Raw genomic sequence first — 19,306 nt, 5'->3', positions numbered from 1 at the left:
GGCCTTGTCATAGCTGACCTATTCGGGGCACGATGCGCGGATCGTTTCCTCAACTCACGGTTCGCGCATGCCCAAATCGAACGGAAATTCATCCGCGGGTTTCAGTCTTCTAAAAGGCGTTTTCCCGATCAACCGCGCCGCGGCGTTACGCGACGCGCTCGCCGGAATATCACTCGCGTCAATGGATATTCCACAGGTTCTCGGCTATGCCCGCATTGCCGGCATGCCTGCGGTGACGGGGCTCTACACGGTCTTTCTTCCGCTCGTCGCATTCGCCTTCTTCGGCGCGTCGCGCCATCTCGTGGTGGCGGCCGACTCGGCGACCGCCACGATCCTCGCGAGCCGCGTTTCGTCGATGGCGCCGATGGGGACTGCCGAGTACATCACGCTCGCGAGCGCGGTCGCGCTGCTGACGGCGGCGCTGTTGCTCCTTGCCCGCATTTTCAAGCTCGGCTTTCTTGCCGATTTTCTTTCCCGCACCGTGCTCATCGGCTTTCTCGCCGGCGTGGGCGTGCAAGTATCGATCGCCATGTTCGGCGATATGTTCGGCATGACCGTGCCGATCCCTTCATCGCGAAGCTTTGCGCAACTCGTCTATGTCGCCGGCCATCTTATGCAGGTCAATCCGCCGACCGTTGCGCTCACGGCGCTCGTCGTCGTCGCCATCCTCGGCGGCAAGCGCTTTTTGCCGCGTGTGCCCATGTCGCTCATCGCCGTGGTGGGCAGCATCGCGGCCAGCAAGTTTTTCGATTTCGCCGGTCACGGCATGTCGGTACTCGGTCCCGTTGCGGGCGGGCTGCCGCCGCTGCGTTTTCCCGTCGTGACATGGCAGCAGTTTCTCGATCTCGTGCCGGTCGCCGCGTCGTGCTTCGTGATGATCATCGCGCAGAGCGCCGCGGCGGCCCGGGTGTTCGCGCAGGCGCACCATGAGGAGGTCGACGCGAACGCTGACATCCTCGGGCTCGCCGCGGCCAATGCGGCGGCCGCGCTCAGTGGGACTTTCGTCGTCAACGGCAGTCCGACGCAAACGGCCATGGCCGAGCGCGCGGGCACGCGCAGTCAGATTGGGCAACTCGCGTTCGCGGTTGTCGTCGTCATCGTGCTGCTTTTTCTTAGCGCGTTTCTCCAATATCTGCCGCGTTGCGTGCTGGCGGGCATCGTCTTCACGATCGCGCTGGGGCTCATCAACGTTCGGGCGCTGAAAGCGATTCGAGGGGAAAGCCCCGGCGAATTCGCGCTGGCTTTGGCGACGGCCGCCGCCGTCGTCCTGGTGGGCGTCGAGCACGGCATTCTGCTCGCCGTTGCCTTATCGATGATGCGGCATGTGCGGCACAGCTATCATCCGCACACGATGGTGCTGGCGCCCGCCGCGCCGAGCGGACGGTGGGTTCCCGTGCCCGCAAGGCCTGGCGTCGTCACCGCGCCGGGCCTCATCGTCTACCGGTTCGGCGCGGATCTGTTCTATGCTAACGATCACTTTTTTTGCTCGGAAGTCGCCGGGCTCATCGAAGCGGCGAACGAGGAGTTGCACTGTTTCGTCGTCGATGCCGGCGCCATTACCGACCTCGACTACTCCGCGGCGCGTACATTGATCGACTTCATACAAGATCTGCGCGCGCGCAACATCCGCGTGATTTTCGGGCGAGTCAACAGTTACTTGCGTTCGGATATGGACCGGCACGGCGTAACCACGATCGTGGGCACATCGAACATTTTCGAAACGCTCCACGCGGCGCTTGCCGTTGTAGGGGTCGAGCCGCCTGCGCATGTGAATGGCGGTCTATAGCGCGATTTCGGCCGCCCCGGTCGCAAGTCGCGGTAAGGTGTGAGACACACAGGAGACGCTTATGAAGATCGGGTTCATCGGCCTCGGTGTCATGGGCCAGCCAATGGCGCTCAACCTCGCGCGCGCCGGTACTGAGCTCATCGTCTGGAATCGCACGCCGGAGCGTGGCGACGCATTGCGCAAAGCGGGCGCGCAGGTTGCCGAGAGCGTCGCGGAAGTTTACCGGGAGGCTCGCATCGTGATCGCGATGATGGCAACCGATGCCGCATTGGACGCGGTACTCGGCCGCGGCACCGATGCATTCGCCGCGAACGTCGCGGGACACACGATCGTGCACATGGGCACGACGTCGGCCGACTATTCGCGCGGGCTCGAGGCCGATGTTCGCGCGGCGGGCGGCCGCTATGTCGAAGCACCGGTCTCCGGCTCGCGCAAGCCGGCCGAGGCGGGGCAGCTCGTGGCGATGATGGCGGGCGACCCGGCGGCTCTCGAGGAAGTTCGGCCGCTGCTGAAGCCGATGTGTCATGAAACGGTCGTTTGCGGAGCCGTGCCGTCCGCGCTCTTGATGAAGCTGTCGGTCAATAGCTTTCTGATTCCGATGGTGACTTCGCTTGCCGAGGCCGCGCATCTCGCGCGACGTTTCGGGCTCGACATGAAGCAGTTCCAGGCCGTGCTCGACGCGGGTCAAATGGCGAGCAGCATATCGCGCGTGAAGGTCGACAAGCTCGTGAACGAAAATTTCGAGGTCCAGGCATCGATCGTCGACGTGCTGAAGAACAATCGGCTGGCGACTGAGGCGGCGCGCAACGCAAACCTTGCGTCGCCGCTGCTGGATGTCTGCTTCCAGCTGTATTCGGAGACCGTGTCGCTAGGACATGGCAACGAGGATATGGCGGCGGTCGTGCGTGCCATCGAGGCGCGAAGCGATGCAAGGCGTGGATCGGCGTGAGCAGTGGCGCTCGACCCACATTGAATCGCCGAACTCATGCGTCCGATACTGCGACGCCTCGAGTGCGGCCTCCGCGCGTTGTAGCGTCAACTCATCGGTGAACGCTCCGAGCAGCGCGTAGTGGCTGGAATCGGGTTCGTGTGTGCCTGTCACGATTGCATCGACGACTTTGAGCTTCGTTCGCGGACCAATGTGTTGACGCGCGACACCGTCGCCCGCTTGCACCGTGCCATCGACACTTGCCGCGGCCTCCAGCGCGCGCACGACAGTAGTCCCGATGGCGACGATGCGTCCACCGCGCTTGCGTGTGGCTTCGACCAACGCGGCAGTCGCCGCGGGGATCCTGTAGCACTCGTCGAACGGCAACTGCGCATCGAGCGCCGAATCGCCTGTCGTTGACAATCCCGCCGCATGCGTCAACGTGGCGAATGCCACCCCCTTCTCACGCAATGCGCGCAACAAATGCCAGTCAAGGGCAAAACCCGCCGATGGAGGTTCGAACGCGACGGGATGCGCGGCGATGGGCGTCCAGACATCCCACATCGCAAGCGGCTCGACCATGTAGGAGTACTGAATTGGCTTGCCATGCACCGCGAGTTCGTGCCAGATCCGTACGGGCTCGCCTTCGAATCGGATCTCGATCAAACGCGGATGGTCGAGGAGTCGGACGATGGTAGCGCTTAGCGCTCCGAGCACGATACGCTCGCCGAGTTTCAGCGGAGGCGGCGCCAGGCGAGCTTCGGTCGGCGTGCGAAAATCGCCGTCGCCGAAAACGACGCAACGAAAGTCTCGAACGTCGTCGGGTTCGAGCGAAGAGCGGCCGGCTAGCCGCAATTCGACGCGCGCACCCGTGCGTTCGAGGACGCCGGACAGGCTCGCTGGCAGCGTTGCGGCATCATTGGCGATCAGACAATCGCCGCGGCGCAGCAGACCCACGATCGCACTCCGAGCCCGATGCTCGATCTTCCCCCAGCGATCGACGACAAGTAGTCGTGCATTCTTCGGTCGCTGGACCGGTGTCGTTGCCGCTTCCATGCTCACATTTCTCCTTTGACGGGCAGGTGACGCATTTCCTCGAGCGTCGATGCGATCGCGTCGGCAAATTCGCGTGCCGCGTCGGCTGGGCGCTTTAGCGTCGCGATGTCCGCGTCAGGCACCGCAAGTGCGTGGAACGGCGTATTCATATCGCCGGGATCGAGCGAAAGCACGCGAATGCGGTCGGCACGCAGTTCCTCGTCCCAGATGCGGCTCATGTGGCGAAGCGCGGCCTTCGTCGCGCCATAGGCGCCCCAAGTCGGGTACGGCTCGACGGCCGCGTCGCTCGATACATTCAGCACTATTGCGCCGCCTCGCTCGCGCGCTGCGGCGGCGAGCGCGCCTAAAAGCGCCTTCGTCAGACGGAATGGTCCAAGCAGGTTTGTGGCAATGGCCACTTCGAGGTCCTCGCAATCGGTATCGCCAAGCAACGCGAGCGGCACGGGACCGAGCGACGATGCATTGTTCACGAGCACATCGACGCCGCCAAGCACGCCGGTGATTTGCATCGCGAGCGGATAGATGTCGTCTTTGCGTGAGACGTCGGCCGCGAAGCCCGTCGCGTACGGGCGTTCGCCAGCCACAGATGCGACGCGCCCGGCGTCCCTCGCGACGAAGGCCACTCGCGCTCCGCGCGCTGAAAGCTCATCGACGAGGGCAAGGCCGAGTCCGGACGTGCCCCCGGTGATCGCGGCGCGTATGCCTTCAAGGCTGAACGGTTGATCCATGATGTTCTCCTCGTCCAGGTTCTGCCGGTGCACAACCGGCGGTTTCCGTATGACCGATAATGGCCACACGGCCGTACACGCTCCAGCGTGATGTCCAAAACCTTGTCGGATACTCGATACGATGGACGAAGTAGAACAGGCTGCTCACCATCTCGCCCGCAATCTCGTGGCCTTGCGACATGCGCGTTCGCTGACGCAGGACGCTCTCGCGAAAGTCTCAGGGTTGCCTCGATCGACGATAGCGAACCTGGAGTCGGGCGAGGGCAATCCATCGCTCGCCGTACTGATGAAGGTCGCGGGGGCGCTTGCGGCGCCCATAGACGAGTTACTGGCATCGCCTCGCGCGAAGGTACGGAAATGGGCGGCCAGCGAAGTGCCGGCATCGAATCGCCGTACCGGCCTGACGGTCCGGCCCCTCGTGCCCGAGCCCGTGCCGGACGGCATACTCGATACGATGGCGTTCGCGCCTGGTGCCTCAATGCGCGGTACGCCACATCTGCCTGGCACGCGCGAATATTTCACCTGCTTGTCGGGCACGGTGACTGTGTTCGTCGCGGGTGAACGGCACTCGCTCGTCGCCGGGGACGTGCTCGCGTTCCCCGGCCATGTCGCGCACTCCTATCGCAACGAGGATGCGGAGCAGGCGGCGCTGGGCATTTCGATCGTCATTCTGGCCAAGGCCGGCGTCTAGCGCCAATCCATCGTCATCACTGTATCGAGTATGCCTCGCGAATGAGCGCAACTGGGCTCCGAAGGCTCACCTGAAGCAAAATGTCGTCTGCGCAGGTTGGCTGAGCGCCGATCACGTATCGGCCATCCGACCCTTTTTGTTCCCTTTGCCGGCCATCGATGCCGAGGAGGGGAAAGTCAATTCGTCGTTCAAGCGAGCTCAAAGGAGCCACTGCTCATGCCCGAAACGAACGTTTCGTTTTTCAGTCGATTGTCTCTCGCGATCGGCACGTTTTTTACCATCCTCGCCGATCGTGAGTTCGCGGCCGGCGTGCTCCGCCTGCGGGAAGGCGCCGCGCCCGTCGCCGCGGCGCCCCAAGCCCCGACCGCTGCCGCGCCCGTGATCAAGGATACGGGCCCGGACGCGGCGCTTCAGCTATTGGGACTTCTCCAGCGCGAGGCGCGCTTGATCGATTTCGTCGAGGAGGACATCGGCAGCTACGGGGATGCGGACATTGGCGCAGCGGCGAGGCTCGTGCATGAAGGCTGCCGCAAGGCGCTGCGCGAGCATTTCACGATTCGCCCAGTGCGCGAAGAGGCCGAGGGCAGTCGCGTGACGTTGGCCGAGAACTTCGATGCCAAGGCAATCCGGCTCACGGGCAACGTTGTCGGCAAGCCGCCGTTCAGCGGCAGCATCAGCCATCGTGGGTGGCGGGTCGAGGACGTCCGGCTGCCGAAGCTGACGGGTAGTCACGACGCGACCGTGATCGCGCCCGCGGAGATCGAGCTATGAGCGAGCCGCGCTATTCGATCGGCATCGATCTCGGCACGACGCATTGCGCGCTTTCCTACGTCGATCTCTCCGCGAGCGACGGCGAGAAGACGAGCCAGGACGTCATGCCCGTCATGCAACTGGTCGGCCCGGGGGCGCTCGAAGCCCTCGATTTGCTGCCGTCCTTCCTCTATCTCCCGCATGAAAGCGAATTGACGCCGGGCGATCTCGCACTGCCGTGGACTTCGGCGCGGGATTTCATCGTCGGCGAAATGGCACGCAGCCGGGGAGCCGGCACGCCGATTCGGCTCGTTTCCAGCGCGAAGAGCTGGTTGTGCCATCCCGGCGTGGACCGCCGCGCCGCCATTTTGCCGAGCGACGCGCCGCCCGAGGTCGCGCGCACGTCGCCGCTCGAGAGTTCCGTCCGCTATCTCACGCATCTGCGCGAGGCTTGGGACTATGCGCACCCCGACGCGCCATTCGCCGAGCAGGCCATCACCGTGACGATTCCGGCATCGTTCGACCCGGCCGCGAGGGAGTTGACGGCGGAGGCCGCCGAGGCCGCCGGTTATAGCCGAGCGACGCTGCTGGAAGAACCGCAAGCGGCGCTCTATAGCTGGATCCAAAAAAGCGCGGGGGCGTGGCGTAAAGAGGTGCGAGTAGGCGACATCATCCTCGTCGTCGATGTCGGCGGCGGCACAACGGATTTGTCGCTGATCGCCGTCGTCGAGCGCGAGGGCAATCTCGAGCTGCATCGCGTCGCGGTCGGCGACCATATTCTGCTCGGCGGCGACAACATGGACCTTGCGCTCGCGCACGTCGTAGCACGCAAGCTGGCCGCGCAAGGCACGCAGGCCGACGCGTGGCAATTGCGCGCACTCACCTACGCCTGCCGCTCGGCGAAGGAGACGCTGCTGACGTCGACCGATACGGACGTCGCGCCGCTCGTGGTGCCGAGCCGCGGCTCGAAGCTGATCGGCGGCTCGATCCGGACCGAGCTCACGCGCGACGAACTGACGCAAACGATTCTCGAAGGCTTTTTTCCGCAAGTCGACGTTTCGGCGAGACCGATCAATCGGCCGAGGGCGGGCTTGACACGGCTCGGCCTGCCTTATGCGCAGGACGCGGGCATCACGAGGCATCTCGCCGCCTTTCTTGGCCGGCAGGTCGGCGCGCTCGCCGAACTCGACGGCTCGAACGAGGCGCGCATAGAAGGGGTGAGCTTTCTGCATCCGACCGCCGTTCTCTTCAATGGCGGCGTCTTCAAGTCGCCGCTGTTGGTCGAGCGGATCATGCAGGCGCTGAACGGTTGGCTCGCCGCCGAAGGCTCCGCGCCTGCGCGTCTTCTCTCAGGTGCGGATTTCGACCTTGCCGTCGCGCGCGGCGCGGCTTATTACGGCTATGTGAAGCGCGGCAAAGGCGTGCGGATCCGCGGCGGCACCGCGCGTTCGTACTATGTCGGCGTCGAATCGGCGATGCCGGCCGTTCCTGGCATCGAGCCGCCGATCCAAGCGCTTTGCGTTGCGCCGTTCGGCATGGAGGAAGGCACGGACGCGGACTTGCCGGCGCAAGAGTTCGGTCTCGTCGTCGGGGAGCCTGTTCATTTCCGGTTTTTCGGCTCGTCGGTGCGCCGCCAGGATCAGGTCGGCTCCATGCTCGAAGCGTGGTCGGCGGACGAGTTGCAGGAGCTCGACGCGATCGAGGCGACACTGCCGGCGCAAGGGCGCACGGCCGGCGAAGTCATCCCGGTCAAGCTTCATGCGCGCGTCACCGAATCGGGGACGCTCGAGCTCGAAGCGATCCCGCGCGGGACCGACGAGCGGTGGAAGGTCGAGTTCGATGTGCGCGGAGGGGCCGTCGGCTGAATTCGATGAAGCAATACACGGTCGGCATCGACCTCGGCACGAGCAACACGGTCCTCGCCTATGTCGAGGCGGGATCGGAAAACATTCGTGTCTTCGACGTCGACCAGCTCGTAAGTCTCGGTGAAGTCGGCGCGCGGCCGCTCCTGCCGTCGGTGCGATATCACCCGGCCCCCGGCGAGCTCCATGAGGGCGACCTGCAATTGCCATGGACGCGCGCCGGGCAAGACGACGGGATCGGCGCCGAGCCGCCGGCCGTCATCGGCCAGCTCGCCCGGGCGCTCGGCGCGCAGGTGCCGGGCCGCATCGTCGCGAGCGCGAAAAGCTGGCTCTCGCATGCTTCAGTCGATCGTCTCGCGCCGATTCTGCCTTGGGGCGCCGGCGACGAAGTTGGCAAGGTATCGCCCGTCACGGCGAGCGCCAGCTACCTGGCTCATCTGCGCCGCGCCTGGAATCACCGCTTTGCGCACGCTCCGCTCGAGCAGCAGGATGTCGTGCTCACGGTGCCCGCGTCGTTTGACGACGGCGCACGCGCGCTTACGCTCGAAGCGGCGCGGATCGCGAAGCTGCCTGATCTGCGCCTGCTCGAAGAGCCTCAGGCCGCGTTCTACGACTGGCTGTTCCGTCATCGCGCGACGCTGAAAGAGGAGCTTGCCGGGACGCGACTGGTGCTCATTTGCGATGTCGGCGGCGGCACGACCGATCTCACGCTCATTAAAGTGCAGTTCGACAACGGCGAGCCGCAATTGACGCGCATCGGCGTGGGCAACCATCTGATGCTCGGCGGCGACAACATGGATCTCGCGCTCGCGCGCCTCGTCGAAACGCGCATTGCCTCGGGCGATACGCGCTTGTCGGCGGCGAGCCTCTCGCAGCTCGTCGAGCGGTGTCGAGCGGCAAAGGAGCAGCTCCTGTCGGACGACGCGCGCGACTCGGTCGCCATCACGCTGCTTTCCGCCGGAGCGAGACTCGTCGGCGGAGCACGAACGGCCGAGCTTGACCGAGAGGAAGCGGAGCGCGTCGTCGTCGACGGATTTTTCCCCGTCGTCGAGCCAGGCGAAACGCCTCGTCGCGCGCGAGGCGCGATCGTCGAGTTCGGGTTGCCTTATGCCGCTGACCCGGCCATCACGCGACACATCGCTGCGTTCTTGAGTCGCTTCGACGGACCTTCGCGCGAAGCGTTGAATGTGCCGGAGCACGCGGGCGCGGCCGCGGCCATGCCGGATACGTTGTTGCTCAATGGCGGCGTCTTTCGGAGCCGGCTGCTGGCGGACCGTCTCGCCGACACCATCGGCGCATGGCGCCAACGGCCGTTGCACGTCCTGCGCAACGATCATCCCGATGTGGCCGTCGCGCGCGGCGCCGTTGCCTATAGCCTCGCACGCAAAGGATTTGCGCCAAGGATCGGCGGTGGGTCGCCGCGCAGCTACATGCTCGTGCTCGACGAGGACGGCGACGTGAAGCGCGGTGTCTGTCTTTTGCCAAGGGGGACCGAGGAGGGGCACGAGGTGCGTCTCGAGGATCGGCTCTTTGCGCTGCGGCTCGGGCACCCCGTGCGTTTCCATCTGGTTTCGACCGCGGCCGATACGGCCTATCGGCATGGCGAGCTCGTCGATCTCTCGACGGGGGACTTCGTGCGCTTGCCGCCGATCGCGACCGTCGTGCAGCCGAAGGGGACGGGCGGGGCGCGCGAAACGCCGGTCAAGCTCGCGACCTCGCTCACCGAGGTGGGCACCCTCGAGATGCATTGCGTCGGCGCCGACGACCCCGGGCAACGATGGCTCCTCGAGTTTCAATTACGGCAGGGCGAACTCGGTGCGGAGGCCGCGTCCGCGTCTGAAACGGCGGCGCATTCGTCGCTGGAAGCGGCGATCGCGCCTATCGATCGAGCGTTCGGCGCGCGCGCGGCCGGCGTCGATCCAAAGGAAACGAAGCGGTTGCGCTCGCGGCTCGAGGAACTGCTCGGGCCGCGCGAAAGTTGGGACAGCGCGTTGCTTCGCGAGATGTTCGGTGCGCTTTGGGAGCGCGCGCGCCGGCGGCGGCGCTCCGCGGACCATGAGCGGATATGGCTCAATCTGGCCGGGTACTGCATTCGCCCCGGTTTCGGTTATCCGCTCGACGATTGGCGCGTCGATCAACTCTGGTCGCTCTTCGACGACGGCATTCAATACGTCAACGACGGCCGCGTCTGGTCCGAATGGTGGACGCTTTGGCGCCGCGCGGCGGGCGGCCTCGGCGAAGAGGCGCAACTGCAGTTGCTCGATGCGATGGCTTATCTCGATCCGGCCAACATGAAGCGACGCAAGCTGCCGTTCGATCCCGCGAAGGTCGGCCATGCCGACATGGTCCTCGTTTCCGCATCGCTCGAGCGAATACCGGTCGAGCGCAAGATCGACATGGCGGAGCGGCTGCTCGACCGACTTCGAAAGCCCTCGGAGAATCAGCAGCAGTGGTGGGCGATCGGACGGATCGGCACGCGTCGACCGTTCTATGGCAGTGCGCATGGCGTCGTGCCGCCGGCAGTCGCGACGCGATGGCTGGACGCGATTTTGGCGCTCGATTGGAAGAAGGTCGAATCGGCCGTCTTTGCCGCGCTTCAGATCGCTCGCGTGACGGGCGACCGGGCCCGAGACCTGCCGCTCGAAGTCCGAGAGACCGTCGCACGCCGGTTGCAGGCGGCGAATGCGCCGCCGCGATGGGTGCGGATGGTCAGCGAGGTCGTCGAACTCGACGACGCCGACTCGGTGCGCGTTTTCGGCGAGACGCTGCCCGCCGGCTTGAAACTGATCGGCGGCTGACGTCGTGCTTCGCTCGCGAAAGCGGAGCGCAATCCGCTATGGCCTAGCCGCGACTTCGTCGAGATGAGAGAGGAGGTCGGCGGGGTCTTCATAGACGCGCAGGGCCCCCGCCTTCTCGAGCTCGTCGGTTCCATAGCCTCCCGAGAGCAGTCCCACGCCGAGCGCCCGGCATCGACGCGCCGCCAGCATGTCCCAGACGCTGTCACCGACCACGACCGTATGCTCGATCGGCACACCTAACCGATCGGCAGCCGCGAGAAAGAGATCGGGGTCGGGCTTCGCGTGCTTGACTTGATCGCGCGTGACGACGACGGCGGTTTGCGGGTCGACGCCGAGCGCTTCGAGGTTGAACTTCGCCGTTTCCATCCGCCCGCTCGTCGCGATCGCCCATCGAATGTTTGCCCGCGTCAGCGCGTCGAGCAGCGAGATCGCGCCCGGCAGCGGCTTCACGTCGCTACGGAGGCGTTGATAGGCCGCAGTGTGGGCGACGCGCAGACGCTCGACTCGATCCTCGTTGAATTGATCGTGCGTTTCGCGCAGGAGCTGGTTGACGAAGAGACCTCCGCTCATGCCGATCTTGCGGTGAATGCGCCAGACGGAAAGATCGATGCCCTCCGAGTCGAGCGCCTCCTTCCAGGCGAGCACATGCTGATAGACGCTGTCGACGAGCGTACCGTCGAGGTCGAAAAGAAACGATGTCTCGATGCGCATAGGTGGGTGATCCTCTTGCTCAGGTTCGCTCAACGCCTTCAGGCGTCGATTCGTGATGTCGGGACTGTGCAGCAACGTGCGTACCGCGCGGCTCAATCCTCTCCGATATGCGCTTCGCCGTGGCCGCTGACCCCGCGCGTATCGGGTGCGAGCTGCGCGAAGATCCAGGCCGAAGACGCGGTGATGACGCCGACGCATGCGTACGTCGCATGAAACGCCACGAGCGTTTGATTGGACGATTGATGGCCGAACAACGACGTAAAGGTGCCGAGCAGCGCGCCGGCCACGGTGACGCCGAGGCTCATCGAGAGCATCTGCGCCAGCGAAAATAAGCTGTTGCCGCTGCTGGCCCCGCCGGTGCCGAGGTCCTTCAGCGTGAGCGTGTTCATGGCGGTGAACTGCATCGAATTGAAACCGCCGAAGATCGCAAACTGCACGATATGCACCCAAATGGGCTGGTTTGGCGCGACGAGCGCGAAGCTCGCCATCGTCAGGCCGACGATCACCGTGTTGACGAGCAGCACGGAGCGGTATCCATACCGGGTAATGAGTTCGACGACGATGCGCTTCGACGCCATGCCGGCAGCGGCGGCCGGCAACATCATCAGGCCCGCGTGAAACGGCGAATAGCCGAGGCTCACCTGGAGCAGAAGCGGCAGCAGGTACGGCATCGCCCCGCTGCCGATGCGCGCGAAGAGGTTTCCGAGGAGGCCGACCCGAAAAGTCGGGATCTGAAACAGGTCGAGCGAGAACAGCGGCTCCTCGCTGCGCGCGGCGTGCAATGCGTACCCCGTCAGGCAAGCGAACGCAAAGATAAGCAGCACCAGGACGATGGCATGCTGGAGCCCGAGCTCCGCGAGACCATCGAGCGCGACCGTGAGCGCAAGCATCGCCAGCGCGAGCATCGCATAGCCTTTGATGTCGAAGCCGCCGGCCGAAGGCAATGGCTCGCCGAGCATGAAGAGCGCCGTGGCCGCGCAGCCGACGACGCCGACCGGCACATTGATCAGAAAGACCCAATGCCACGAAGCGACGTCGGTCAGCCAGCCGCCGAGCGTCGGGCCGATCAGCGGGCCGACGAGACCCGGGATGGCAACGAAGCTGAGCGCCGCCAGGTATCGCTCGCGCGGAAACGTGCGCAGAATCGCGAGGCGCCCGACAGGCAGCAGCATTGCGCCGCCGACGCCTTGCAACACGCGCGACGCGACCAACTGCCAAAGCGCGCGCGAGCTCGCGCAAAAGAGCGACCCCACGGTGAAAACGAGGATCGCGGCGAAGAACACGCGCCGCATGCCAAGGCGATCGGCGAGAAAGCCCGAGACGGGGATCATCAGCGCCATCGTCAGCGAGTAGGCGACGACGACCGATTGCATACGCAACGGCAACTCGCCGAGACTGCGCGCCATTGCGGGCAGGGCCGTGTTGACGATCGTGGTATCGAGCGTCTGCATGAAGAACCCCGTGGCGACGAGCCATAGCGTGATCGTCAATTTGCGCTCGTGCGCTTTGTCTGGCTCGATCGCGGTCTCGGTCGTGATGTCGCGCATGGGGTGTGGGACGATGGGGCTGCTCGGGAAGACGACGGGACGATCGGTAGAAAACGTCCGAGTATTTTAGCGGCTTCACTCCATTCGATTCGGTCAGGTGCGCATGGCGTCGCCAGGTTGGTCCTCGCCGCTACCGGCCGTGTCGTCACGCTTCGGTCGGCGCACCGCCCGCAACTTGCCGCTGCCACCGCCCCCGCAGAAGAATTGCTCGCCGCCATCGGACTCGAGCCCCGAGACATTGACGCCTTCCGGCATTTCGATGGATTCGAACACTTCGCCCGTTTGCGGGTCGATTCGTCGCAACTCACTTGCGTCGTCTTCCCAAGTTCCGTGCCAGAGCTCGCCGTCGACCCATGTCACGCCCGTGACGAAGCGGTTGGACTCGATGGTGCGAAGAACGGCGCCTGTTTCGGGGTCGACCTGGTGAATCTTGCGCTCGCGATAGCGCCCGACCCAAAGCGTTCCTTCCGCCCATGCGAGCCCCGAGTTGCCGCCTCCGCCCGGCGCGGGAATCGTGGCGATCACACGCCCCGTCTTGCGATCGATCTTCTGGATGCGGTCGTCGGCGATTTGAAAGAGATGCTCCCCGTCGAACGCCGTTCCCGCACGCGACGCGACGTCGATCGAGCGTAGCGTTTCCCCGCTCGACGGGTCCAACGCCTGCAGCTTGTCGCCGGTCGCGAACCAGACATGGTGGCCGTCGTAGCTGACGCCGTGCACACCGTCGGCGCCGGGAAACGGGCCGTACTCGCGGATGATTTCGGCTGCCGATCGTTTCATGCATGTCTCCTGACGTATTTTCCATTCACTAGACTAGCCGAGCGGGGAGCAACAACGTGGTCGCCAAAGCCGGCATGGGCTGTGTCATCCAACGGCGGGCCCGCCCGCGGCCGACCGATTGCACCTTGCCGCTCTCCGCGAGCGAATCGAGTGCCCGCTGCACCGTCCGCTGACTGGCGCCGAGCGCGAGCGCCACGGCGGAACTCGACCACGATTCGCCGTCCGCCAACAAAGCGAGCACGGCCGCGTGCTTCTCGTCGACGGGCCGTGCCAACACGACGATCTCGCGAGCATGCTGCGGGACCAGTGCAAATCCCCTTTTTGTCGCGATCACCTCTGCTAGCGGCCGAATTGTGGCGCGCAGCCGTGCCATCTCCACCCGCAGCCGCGCACGATGCGATTCATCGGGGAGCTGCGTCCGGAATGCATCGGCGATCAATGCGTTTCGGGGCACGTCTTCGGGCCACGCCTCGGCGAGGGCGCGGGCGATCGCGAACAACACCGGTCGCCGTGCAAGATGGATCGCGGGGGCTGCGTTGCAGGCGACGATATGCCGGCAAGCGTCAACGACGAGCGCGCCCGACATCATCAGCGCTTCGACTTCTTCGAGAAGTAGCGGATGCGCCTGCCCGTGCGCGATCAGCCGCGCCGCCGGCGTCGACAGCAGGAGAGCCGCGCTCTCGACTTCCGCTTTCAGCGCAGGAATGCCCGAATGGGCCGCGGCCTGTCGGGCGCGGGTGAGCGCGGCGCGCGCGGCCTTTGCCTCGAGCCGCCGCATCGCCATGCCCGCGACGATCAGCTCGTGCGCTGCCTTCAACGCGGGCGGGAACGGTGCGGGGTCGAGTCCGACGAGCAAGCGCTCGGCATCCTCGAGGCGGCCGATCAGCAAGAGGCGCCGGACTTCGAGGTACCGCGCGTGGGCCGCGTTCAGCCGATCGCCATGCGCTTCGAGCGTCGCGCGTGCCGCGTGCAGCATCTTCGCCGGCCAGTTGAGCTCGCGCGAGGCGAGCGCGATCTCGGCCTCGGCGACGACACACCTTGCGCGGGCCAACGCTTCTTTAGGACCGAAGGCGCGCGCCGCGCTGCGCATCAGCGCTTTTGCTCGCGCCAGATCTCCGAGCTGAGCCATGGCAACGCCTCGAAGCGCGAGCGCGGGCGCGTCTGAGCGCAGCGCGACGCGATTCAGCGCACCGAGCGCATCCCCGGCCGCGAGCGCGCGCGCCGCGGCCTCGATCAGCGAGTCCATCCGAATCGCGCCACAGTTGTCACTCCCCCTCGTCAGACGCCCGGCCCTAATCTATCACCACGCTCACCAACGAGCATGTCGAATCGGGGACCGACCGAACGACGAAACCCCTTCAGGAGGAACGAATGGCGACGACACATGCAACCGGCACACGTGACGAGTGGCTCGCGGCGCGGATCAAGCTCCTCGAGGCCGAGAAGGAGCTGACGCGACGCAGCGACGAACTGGCGAGGCAGCGGCAGGCAATGCCGTGGGTCCGCGTCGAGAAGGACTATCGGTTCGACACTGAGGAAGGCAATGTTTCGCTGCCGGACCTGTTTAAAGGGCGATCGCAGCTACTCGTCTACCACTTCATGTTTGGGCCCGATTACAAAGCGGGGTGCCCATCGTGCTCGGCGATCGCGGATGGGTTCAACGGATTCGCCGTTCACCTCGCGAACCACGACGTCATGCTGATGGCGGTGTCGCGGGCGCCGCTCGCAAAGCTGCAGGCGTACAAGCGGCGGATGGGCTGGACGTTTCCTTGGGCGTCGTCGCTCGGCAGCGAATTCAACTTCGACTTCAACGTGTCGATCACTGAGGAGCAGCAGTGCAAAGGCGGCATTGAATACAACTACGCGCGCGACGGTCATGTCATGGACATGAAGCAGCCGCCCGAGCCCGTCGGTCAATTCGCGGCTGCATGCGGCACCGACGCGGCGACCTACACGCGCGACCGGCCCGGCATGAGCGCATTCATCCTCGAGGATGGTGTCGTCTATCACACCTACTCGACTTATGCACGAGGATTGGACGGCCTCTGGGGCATGTACCAGTGGCTCGATCGCGCGCCGAAAGGACGCAACGAAGCGGACGGCCTCTGGTGGGTTCGCCATGACGAGTACGAAACGCGTTGAGGCAGCGTTCAAAATGAGCATGATGGAAGACCATCCCGCGGAGCGGGCGATTCCGCGGCCCATGGCCTCGGAATTCGCCTCCCAGCGAGCCCTGTTCGGCACGTCGGCGCTGCTTTTCGTCATCGGCGCGGCGATCACGGTCGTCTGGTCCGCATCGATGTCGTCGATGGACGGAATGCCGATGGCGGGCGGCTGGTCGATGTCGATGACCTGGATGCGGATGCGCTATTGCTCGCTCGGCTTGACGGCGGTTTTGCTCGCCGTTGGAATCATCGACTTGCGCATGATGACTGTCGTGACGGTTGCCATTACCGGCGAACGGCTCGCGCCGGACGGCGAGCGTATCGCACGGGCCATTGGTGCCGTTGTCGTCGTGGTGGGACTGGGCCTGATCATGCATGCCGGCTTGCAGGGGTGAAACATCGCGGCTAATTGCTTTTTCAGCGTCACGAGGAGTACTGTCGGAGGCGGGCGTATTTCGAGATAAGAACCGTGGGTGCGGTATCATAATGGAACATGCAAGTTCCATTTGAAGAGCCGCCCATGAAGGATACCGACGTGCTTTACGGCGAGGACGCGCAGGCGCTGCGCAAGAAGGTCGGGCTGACGCAGACGCAGCTCGCGGAGCGTTGGGGCCTCACGCGACAGCAAATCGGTCGCTACGAAAAGACGGGGCAGACAGTTCCGCCAAAGGAGGCCGACGCGTATCGAGGCCTGGTGCTGACCGTGCAGCGCAATGCAACGTAGGGATTGCATTTGAAGCCTGGGCGCGCTACCATGGATCCCTTCAACGACCTTCCTCGACGCGCGATGACGGCTATCGTTTTTGACACGCTTGCTTACGCTGAAAAGCTCGAGGCCGCTGGCTTTACGCACGAGCAGGCCAAGGGCCAGGCGCACGCATTGCGCGAAATCATCGATGATCAGATTGCGACGAAGCAAGACCTGGCCGCGCTTGATGCCAGTGTCTCGGCAAGGCTGGCCGAGACAAAAGCCGAACTGATCAAGTGGTACATCGGCACGATGTTCGCCATGACTGCCCTGGTCGTCGGACTCGTCAAGCTCATTCACTAGTCCGGCGTTCTTCGCAAGAGGCGTCGATAAAACCCGCAACGAACCGGTTTGCAATCTTCATGCCGCGATTGCATCACAAAGCGGGACGCGCGCTCGATCCTTTTCACAATTCAACGAGTTATCGATAGATTGCTTCGCTACGTTAAATAAAGAAAGAACGTCCTTTATACTTTTTATTGACAAATACCTTACTATTTCAAGGGGCGGGCGATTGAGCACGTAGAACTCCGGCAATAGAAAAGGTTTTCGTCCCGGGGTGCTCGAGCGCGCCACAACTAGTGCGTACGCTCGAGGAACCGACGCCGCCACGCCTTGACAAGCCGCACGTTCCCGCCTAATTTCATAACGCCGATCTTATCGGTATCTATGTATTACCCTCCGAAATTCTTTATCAAAATCGCTTAACAGACGTTTCGCATCACGCAGTATTCATTTATGCGGTTCGATAGTCAGGCTCTTGGTTGTGTCGAGAAGAGGGCTGAAGGTCGACCGTCGTCTGCTATTGCGCGCCGCGAAGAAACGACGCGTATAGAAGGTGGCGGTCATCGAGACAAGGCAACTCAACCTCCAAGGACGAATAATGAAGAAGCGAGATAGGAGTGGTGCACCCAGCCTCGAGCGTCGTCATGGCGGCGGGCTCTGGCTCGGTGCGATTGCGGCGGCGGCGCTTGCGCTTGCCGGGTGCGGCGGTGGCGACGGCGGCTCGCCGGTGGCGGCAAGCGCGAATGCGCAGCAACCCACGGCAGCGCAGTCAGCCGTTGAGCAGCAGGCGATGGCCGATGCGCCTTTCGTGGATCAGATAGCCTATTCGACGAACGCGGGCGACAGTCTCGATCCGACGCAAGTGACGGAGAAGGCGGCCGTCATGCATCACGTTTGGACGTCGGGCAATACGACGATTCACTACACGACGACAACGGGCCATCTGACGGCCTTCGATCTTGGCGGCAAGCCGGAAGCGACGATGTCGTACGTCGCCTATACGGCGCCGAGCAAGGACGGGACGGCTCGCCCGGTCACGTTCTTCTACAACGGTGGCCCCGGCTCCTCATCGATTTGGCTGCGGCTTGGCTCGTTCGCCCCTACGCGCGTGGCCACGCCTGATCCACTGATGACGAATTGGCCGAATTTCCCGCTCGTGGACAATGCGCAGAGTCTTATCGATACGACCGACATGGTCTTCATCGACCCGCCGGGCACGGGGCTCTCGGAGGCCATTGCGCCAAACACGAACCAGAAGTTCTGGGGCAGCGATCCCGATGTCAATGTGATGCGCGACTTCATTCGTCGCTATATCGCGGCGAACAACCGGAGCAATTCGCCGCTGTATCTCTATGGCGAATCGTATGGCACGCCGCGCACGGACATGCTGGCGCTCGCGCTCGAATCCGCCGGCGTTCATCTGACGGGGATCATGCTGCAGTCGTCAATCCTGAATTACTTCGCCGATGCGATCGAAGCGGTCGCGATCCTCAGCGGCAACACGATCGACATGAATGCGCTCAAGCTCGACACCGACACGTTGAGCGGCTATTACCCCGGATACGCGGCGGTGGCGGCCTACTTCAACCAACTGTCGCTGCCGGTTCAGGTCGACCCGGCGCTGTTTGCGTTCCAGTCGGAGCTGTTCGCGACAACCCACTATCGCGACTTCAGGAAGTATGCGCAGTCGTGGGTACTGAGCCAACTCGGCGTACCGACGTTCCTGGGCACGCCGGTTTTCCCGAGCGCGCCTACGCTGGCTTCGTGGACGTGGTCGTCGGGCTTGTCGTTCCAGGCGCTGAATGGTTATTTCAACATCAATCCATTCAACAACGAACTGCTGCCGGGCACGACGATCGGCCGCTACGACGGACGCGTGTCACTGCCGGATAGCGATCCGCGTCTGCAAGCCGATGGCGATCCTTCGGATATCCTGATTTCGCAGCCGTTCACGACGGCTCTCGCGACGCAGATGCCGACGTATCTCGGCTATACGGCGCCGAACGCGACCTACATGCCGTTGAACGACAACATCATCAACGTCTGGGACTTTTCGCACGACGGCCAGCCGCTGCCCGATACGATTCCCGATCTGCTGGCGGCGATCGAGCTCAACCCGCAGTTGCAGGTGCTTGCGTTGAACGGTTACCACGATCTCGCCACGCCGTTCTTCAACACTGAGAAACAGCTCGCACGCTTGCAGACAGTGCAAGGGTTGAATCCGAACCTGCAGGTGACGCTCTATCCCGGCGGCCACATGATCTATCTCGACGACAATGCGCGCCCGAAGATGAAATCGGACCTGCGTGATTTTTATGCAGCACAGCCAGCGCCCGGTGCGCTTGGACTTTGGATGCTGCCGCCGCCGTGGAGAGACGAAAGCCCGGCGGGCACGCCGACGCTGGCGGCACAGTCCTCGACGCAGTAACCGGCGATTGCCGGTTTCTTCAGCTACCCCTTATAGAGAGCGG

17 protein-coding genes are annotated in these 19,306 nt (G+C 64.1%); 11 read left to right on the top strand and 6 right to left on the bottom strand.

Features of this window, described 5'->3' with window-relative positions; genetic code table 11:
• The first annotated feature begins 67 nt into the window (after positions 1-67).
• Both B0G57_RS06035 and B0G57_RS06030 read left to right on the top strand, forming a co-directional pair.
• Complete coding sequence (locus B0G57_RS06035; protein WP_018439171.1) at positions 68-1,786, top strand: SulP family inorganic anion transporter; 1,719 nt, start codon at positions 68-70, stop codon at positions 1,784-1,786.
• A gap of 61 nt (positions 1,787-1,847) precedes the next feature.
• Positions 1,848-2,735 carry an NAD(P)-dependent oxidoreductase gene (locus tag B0G57_RS06030; RefSeq protein WP_018439172.1) on the top strand — a complete coding sequence of 296 codons (888 nt, stop codon included), beginning with the start codon at positions 1,848-1,850 and terminating at the stop codon, positions 2,733-2,735.
• Here B0G57_RS06030 and B0G57_RS06025 read toward each other — a convergent pair.
• Positions 2,655-3,770: an S-adenosylmethionine:tRNA ribosyltransferase-isomerase gene (locus B0G57_RS06025; protein ID WP_018439173.1), complete on the bottom strand. Its 1,116-nt coding sequence runs from the start codon at positions 3,768-3,770 to the stop codon at positions 2,655-2,657. The genes B0G57_RS06030 and B0G57_RS06025 overlap by 81 nt on opposite strands.
• 2 nt (positions 3,771-3,772) lie before the next feature.
• Positions 3,773-4,498, bottom strand: a complete 726-nt coding sequence (locus tag B0G57_RS06020) for an SDR family NAD(P)-dependent oxidoreductase (protein WP_020566015.1) — start codon at positions 4,496-4,498, stop codon at positions 3,773-3,775.
• A 121-nt stretch (positions 4,499-4,619) separates the two neighbouring features.
• Here B0G57_RS06020 and B0G57_RS06015 point away from each other — a divergent pair, with 121 nt between their 5' ends.
• From B0G57_RS06015 to B0G57_RS06000, 4 genes are all read left to right on the top strand, one after another.
• Positions 4,620-5,189 carry a helix-turn-helix domain-containing protein gene (locus B0G57_RS06015; protein ID WP_018439175.1) on the top strand — a complete coding sequence of 190 codons (570 nt, stop codon included), beginning with the start codon at positions 4,620-4,622 and terminating at the stop codon, positions 5,187-5,189.
• Positions 5,190-5,405: 216 nt separating this feature from the next.
• Complete coding sequence (locus tag B0G57_RS06010; RefSeq protein ID WP_018439176.1) at positions 5,406-5,960, top strand: DUF2760 domain-containing protein; 555 nt, start codon at positions 5,406-5,408, stop codon at positions 5,958-5,960.
• A complete protein-coding gene (locus tag B0G57_RS06005; protein WP_018439177.1) occupies positions 5,957-7,804 on the top strand; it encodes an Hsp70 family protein in 1,848 nt (615 codons plus the stop codon). The genes B0G57_RS06010 and B0G57_RS06005 overlap by 4 nt, the downstream gene beginning before the upstream one ends.
• Positions 7,805-7,809: 5 nt before the next feature.
• Entirely contained in the window at positions 7,810-10,599 is a 2,790-nt protein-coding gene (locus tag B0G57_RS06000; protein ID WP_018439178.1) for an Hsp70 family protein, read from the top strand.
• Positions 10,600-10,635: 36 nt separating this feature from the next.
• Here the strand turns inward: B0G57_RS06000 and B0G57_RS05995 are convergent, their stop codons facing one another.
• The 4 genes from B0G57_RS05995 to B0G57_RS05980 all read right to left on the bottom strand — a co-directional run bounded on the left by B0G57_RS05995 (position 10,636) and on the right by B0G57_RS05980 (position 14,883).
• Complete coding sequence (locus tag B0G57_RS05995) at positions 10,636-11,310, bottom strand: HAD family hydrolase (protein ID WP_018439179.1); 675 nt, start codon at positions 11,308-11,310, stop codon at positions 10,636-10,638.
• 92 nt (positions 11,311-11,402) lie between these two features.
• Positions 11,403-12,857, bottom strand: a complete 1,455-nt coding sequence (gene mdtD, locus B0G57_RS05990; RefSeq protein ID WP_018439180.1) for a multidrug transporter subunit MdtD — start codon at positions 12,855-12,857, stop codon at positions 11,403-11,405.
• A 93-nt stretch (positions 12,858-12,950) separates the two neighbouring features.
• Positions 12,951-13,637, bottom strand: coding sequence for a Vgb family protein (locus tag B0G57_RS05985; protein WP_018439181.1), 687 nt, complete (start codon positions 13,635-13,637; stop codon positions 12,951-12,953).
• A 28-nt stretch (positions 13,638-13,665) separates the two neighbouring features.
• Positions 13,666-14,883 carry a hypothetical protein gene (locus tag B0G57_RS05980; RefSeq protein WP_018439182.1) on the bottom strand — a complete coding sequence of 406 codons (1,218 nt, stop codon included), beginning with the start codon at positions 14,881-14,883 and terminating at the stop codon, positions 13,666-13,668.
• Between the two features lie 125 nt (positions 14,884-15,008).
• Between B0G57_RS05980 and B0G57_RS05975 the strand changes: the two genes are divergently transcribed.
• From B0G57_RS05975 to B0G57_RS05955, 5 genes are all read left to right on the top strand, one after another.
• Positions 15,009-15,779 (top strand): DUF899 domain-containing protein, encoded by a 771-nt coding sequence (locus B0G57_RS05975; protein WP_018439183.1) that lies wholly within the window; start codon positions 15,009-15,011, stop codon positions 15,777-15,779.
• Positions 15,757-16,197, top strand: coding sequence for a copper chaperone (locus tag B0G57_RS05970; protein WP_018439184.1), 441 nt, complete (start codon positions 15,757-15,759; stop codon positions 16,195-16,197). The genes B0G57_RS05975 and B0G57_RS05970 overlap by 23 nt, the downstream gene beginning before the upstream one ends.
• A gap of 125 nt (positions 16,198-16,322) precedes the next feature.
• The gene (locus B0G57_RS05965) at positions 16,323-16,526 is read left to right on the top strand and encodes a helix-turn-helix domain-containing protein (protein WP_018439185.1); all 204 of its coding nucleotides are present in this window, start codon (positions 16,323-16,325) and stop codon (positions 16,524-16,526) included.
• A 30-nt stretch (positions 16,527-16,556) separates the two neighbouring features.
• The gene (locus tag B0G57_RS05960; RefSeq protein WP_018439186.1) at positions 16,557-16,853 is read left to right on the top strand and encodes a CCDC90 family protein; all 297 of its coding nucleotides are present in this window, start codon (positions 16,557-16,559) and stop codon (positions 16,851-16,853) included.
• A 580-nt stretch (positions 16,854-17,433) separates the two neighbouring features.
• Positions 17,434-19,263, top strand: a complete 1,830-nt coding sequence (locus B0G57_RS05955; RefSeq protein ID WP_018439187.1) for a S10 family serine carboxypeptidase-like protein — start codon at positions 17,434-17,436, stop codon at positions 19,261-19,263.
• Positions 19,264-19,306 lie beyond the last annotated feature (43 nt).

The sequence above is a fragment of the Trinickia symbiotica genome (assembly GCF_002934455.1).
Lineage (GTDB): Bacteria > Pseudomonadota > Gammaproteobacteria > Burkholderiales > Burkholderiaceae > Trinickia > Trinickia symbiotica.
Note: the sequence above shows the minus strand (reverse complement) of the source record. Positions and strands in the feature narration are given on the sequence as shown.

Excerpts from the sequence above, each read along its gene's own strand:
- B0G57_RS05985 (WP_018439181.1), bottom strand. The coding sequence starts at position 13,637 with ATGAAACGATCGGCAGCCGAAATCATCCGCGAGTACGGCCCGTTTCCC.
- B0G57_RS06020 (WP_020566015.1), bottom strand. The coding sequence starts at position 4,498 with ATGGATCAACCGTTCAGCCTTGAAGGCATACGCGCCGCGATCACCGGG.
- B0G57_RS06035 (WP_018439171.1), top strand. The coding sequence starts at position 68 with ATGCCCAAATCGAACGGAAATTCATCCGCGGGTTTCAGTCTTCTAAAA.
- mdtD (WP_018439180.1), bottom strand. The coding sequence starts at position 12,857 with ATGCGCGACATCACGACCGAGACCGCGATCGAGCCAGACAAAGCGCAC.
- B0G57_RS05995 (WP_018439179.1), bottom strand. The coding sequence starts at position 11,310 with ATGCGCATCGAGACATCGTTTCTTTTCGACCTCGACGGTACGCTCGTC.
- B0G57_RS05970 (WP_018439184.1), top strand. The coding sequence starts at position 15,757 with ATGACGAGTACGAAACGCGTTGAGGCAGCGTTCAAAATGAGCATGATG.
- B0G57_RS06000 (WP_018439178.1), top strand. The coding sequence starts at position 7,810 with ATGAAGCAATACACGGTCGGCATCGACCTCGGCACGAGCAACACGGTC.
- B0G57_RS05980 (WP_018439182.1), bottom strand. The coding sequence starts at position 14,883 with ATGGACTCGCTGATCGAGGCCGCGGCGCGCGCGCTCGCGGCCGGGGAT.
- B0G57_RS05955 (WP_018439187.1), top strand. The coding sequence starts at position 17,434 with ATGAAGAAGCGAGATAGGAGTGGTGCACCCAGCCTCGAGCGTCGTCAT.
- B0G57_RS06030 (WP_018439172.1), top strand. The coding sequence starts at position 1,848 with ATGAAGATCGGGTTCATCGGCCTCGGTGTCATGGGCCAGCCAATGGCG.
- B0G57_RS05960 (WP_018439186.1), top strand. The coding sequence starts at position 16,557 with ATGGATCCCTTCAACGACCTTCCTCGACGCGCGATGACGGCTATCGTT.
- B0G57_RS06010 (WP_018439176.1), top strand. The coding sequence starts at position 5,406 with ATGCCCGAAACGAACGTTTCGTTTTTCAGTCGATTGTCTCTCGCGATC.
- B0G57_RS06025 (WP_018439173.1), bottom strand. The coding sequence starts at position 3,770 with ATGGAAGCGGCAACGACACCGGTCCAGCGACCGAAGAATGCACGACTA.
- B0G57_RS05965 (WP_018439185.1), top strand. The coding sequence starts at position 16,323 with ATGAAGGATACCGACGTGCTTTACGGCGAGGACGCGCAGGCGCTGCGC.
- B0G57_RS06005 (WP_018439177.1), top strand. The coding sequence starts at position 5,957 with ATGAGCGAGCCGCGCTATTCGATCGGCATCGATCTCGGCACGACGCAT.
- B0G57_RS06015 (WP_018439175.1), top strand. The coding sequence starts at position 4,620 with ATGGACGAAGTAGAACAGGCTGCTCACCATCTCGCCCGCAATCTCGTG.
- B0G57_RS05975 (WP_018439183.1), top strand. The coding sequence starts at position 15,009 with ATGGCGACGACACATGCAACCGGCACACGTGACGAGTGGCTCGCGGCG.